2 protein-coding genes and 1 pseudogene are annotated in these 3,195 nt (G+C 37.9%); 2 read left to right on the forward strand and 1 reads right to left on the reverse strand.

Annotation, left to right across the window (positions count from 1 at the left end):
• Nucleotides 1-872: 872 nt before the first annotated feature.
• Nucleotides 873-1,151, reverse strand: a complete 279-nt coding sequence (locus tag HMO_RS0113215) for a hypothetical protein (protein WP_010304545.1) — start codon at nucleotides 1,149-1,151, stop codon at nucleotides 873-875.
• A 451-nt stretch (nucleotides 1,152-1,602) separates the two neighbouring features.
• On the opposite strand from HMO_RS0113215, the gene HMO_RS0113225 reads away from it, so the two are divergent.
• Together HMO_RS0113225 and HMO_RS17735 are read left to right on the forward strand one after the other, a co-directional pair.
• Nucleotides 1,603-2,679, forward strand: coding sequence for an exonuclease/endonuclease/phosphatase family protein (locus HMO_RS0113225; RefSeq protein WP_010304547.1), 1,077 nt, complete (start codon nucleotides 1,603-1,605; stop codon nucleotides 2,677-2,679).
• Nucleotides 2,680-2,750: 71 nt separating this feature from the next.
• A pseudogene (locus HMO_RS17735) lies at nucleotides 2,751-3,195 on the forward strand (IS6 family transposase); the annotation flags it as partial.

Raw genomic sequence — 3,195 nt, forward strand, 5'->3', positions numbered from 1 at the left:
TTCCGTTAGCTAATGCTATTTTCTTTTCTATAGATTTCACAACATTTCTCTCTTATTTTATAGATAGCAACCGTATAGGTATAAAATAATTATGGAACGGTTTTTTAAAGACTGTCTAGGGAAACACTTTAAAAGTGATTCAAATAAGGGTGATCTATTTTATCCTTACCCTGTTAGTCCAGGTTTGAAGCCGGTTAGCTATCCGAATCTCTTAGAAAACGTTGGGTATAAAATAACTTGTCCTATCGTCTTTGATAGGATTCAGCGTTTTATTAGAAAAAGATATAAGGTTCGATTTGTTTTGTCTTTGTTAGTTTTAATTCTATGGCTGGGAGCTGGTAGTATAGGGGGACTGATGACTACCACAACGGGGCTCCTAATTATCGGAATTAGTACATTATGCTTTTGTGGTTTTAGAATTTGGTATTTCTTTAAGATAAAATCTTTAATTCTCAAAGGAATCGGTCTCTCTAAAAAATCAACCTTTAAAGAAAGGTTGACTAAGCTACCTTACCTTTATTTTTCTTTTCTCTCACGGCTAACAATTAGCACAGTCGTTTTCATGTATTATGTAAGTCCAAATATTAGTGATGATGAAAAAATGGGGTGTTTTTTTATGCTCGGTGCTCTGTTCTACTTTATTAGGCGATATTATATGTTATATTGGGGGCTAAAATCTGATCAATCTTACGAGAAAACGGGGAAATTGTAAACTTCCTAATCCTTACCTTCCCATTATGCTGTACAGTTTTCCGGAGCAATTGTTAATCTATACATTTTGCATCGTCTTCCACTTTCTTTAAGATGTTTTCTCTATCGTCAGCTAATCTGCCCAAATTATCCCGCTATGCAATCTCAATTCGCCCTATTGCCTAATCTGCAACGGAATCGTTACAACTGTAATGTCCGAAATGATATAATTGATAAGCTTGAGAAGCATAGGGACCGGAGCCCTTATATCCAATACGTCCGCCCATTTCGGCATAAGCAATATTCAGGGCCTCATCTTCAATTGCTTTTCTGATCTCCTCTGCGCTCTTGCTTGGCGCTTCGTGTTCAGCTTCTTTCCATTGAGAACCATAACCAATATCGTTTAAATCAATACAATAGCTGGAACCTATCAATAATATTATTATTGTTAAGTTTCCCATTACCTTGCTCCAATCTTACAGAAAACAGATATCTGATAATTTAGTATTGTACAAAATCTACTACATTAAAAGAGGATAACTTTGGTGAAGAAATTAAAATAGATAGACAACGTTCTTTCTCTAAGGGTGATCGTCTCCTCTTTATGAAAAACGGTAATGGCCTTAACGTCTGAAATGGAATGGTTGGAACTATTGAGGAAATTAGTCAATCAAAGTTAAAGGTAAGACTCGATGCTAAAGTTGGAGAAGAAGCAAAGACGGTTTCTTTTGCCCCAAAATTGTACCCATTCTTTGAGGGACTGTTGCATTTAGAAAATGAGATAATAGTTATCTCATTTTCTAAATGCAACAGTCCCGGTAGACATATATTGGCCCAAGAAATATACTTTAAAGGTGGTTTAGAATTTTTACTAAGACATCTTTTTTTACTTAACCTAAAGGGAGATTATCTATGTCGCTATCTAAGATATATTTTAGCTTACTTTGTATGCTAGGGTCGGCAGTTGCTATGGAGAACTATACAGGCGATATAACCCGGAGGAAAGGGGATACGAATACTCTTCGCGTTGCTTCATTTAACATTAGCGCTGACTTTTTTGATAAAAAGGAACCTGAATTTCAATATCATAAGTGGAGTCACCGACGCTCGGCTGTATTACAAACTATTAACGAGATTAATCCAGATATTTTAGGAGTCCAGGAACTTTCCCCAATCCAAGCTTTAGAACTATCCCAGATTTCTGGCTACACCTCATTTTTTCTGTCCCAAACGCCCTCTAATATTGAAGTAGGAATTATTGTTGAAGGGGCAGAAGTGAAAGAATGGATTGGCAAGAATATTGGAACTCCTACCGTTGGTATTCTCTATAAAACTGAGAAATTTAAATTAGAAGATAAAGGGCGATTCTGGTTAAAAGAAGATCCGGATGCATTACCTATCCATAGAGATAGGTCCCAGACAGATAAAGGATTTGGCAACATGAATACGTATCGGGGGCCGCTCTGGGTTCACCTAATTCATTTACCTACGAAGAAATCAGTCTATATTTATAATTCCCATTATCCGTTGAGTGGAAACCATGACACCCGTCTAAATTGTGCTAGAATAGAACGGCAGAAAATTGAAGAAATATCTCAAAACAATTTTTGGGTATCAATGGGTGACCGTAATATTATCCCTGTAACCGATGAATCCACAGAATCCGATATACACGCTTTAGCCCCCCTTCTTGAAGACGCTTACAACGCGGTAAACCCTAAAGGGTGCCATGGGGGTCCGGCTGCAACTTTTGTAGGATTTAATTATGACACCTATAAAAACCCTATTGAAGAGGGATGCTTGAAACAACCCAAGGTGTTAGATGTAATAGTCAGTAACAAACCATCCTTACGCTCGCAGCATGTACTGACCCAATTCAGTCCTGAAACAGGAGAAGTGGAATTAAACCCAGCGAGCCTCACAGAAAATCGTACCTTTGCTTCTGACCATTTAATGGTAGTGGCAGATTACGCTCCTTTCGAAGAATAAAGGGACTGTTGCATTTAGAGCTAATGAAAGATAATAGCATTTATCAAAGCTCGTGAAGATAAGTTTTTACAATGAAGAGCGATTTCTGGAAGCGCCGCTTTAGCGGCTTAATTATTTTGCAATGTATGCGCTGGTACTTACGTTATCCTCTGAGCTATCGCCAATTATCAGAAATGATCAGTGAAAGGGGGATAAAGGATGACCATACTACCATTTACCGTTGTATTCAGCATTACGCTCCCGAATTTGAGAAAAGGATCCGTTGGTATGCTCGACCTTTAGCTAGCCTTTAAGAGTGGATGAGACTTATATTAAAGTCAAAGGCCAATGGAAGTATCTCTATCGAGCAGTCGATAAATAGGGGCGGACTGTTGATTTCATGCTGGCTCATAGCCGCGATCTAGCAGCTGCTAAGCGCTTCTTTAAGAAAATACTGAAACAGTGTAAACAGATGCCGTCCTCTATTACCACAGATAAGCATTGTTCTTATCACACAGCTATCGAAGAATTAAAAAG

Source organism: Candidatus Odyssella thessalonicensis L13, assembly GCF_000190415.1.
Classification (GTDB): domain Bacteria; phylum Pseudomonadota; class Alphaproteobacteria; order Paracaedibacterales; family Paracaedibacteraceae; genus Paracaedibacter; species Paracaedibacter thessalonicensis.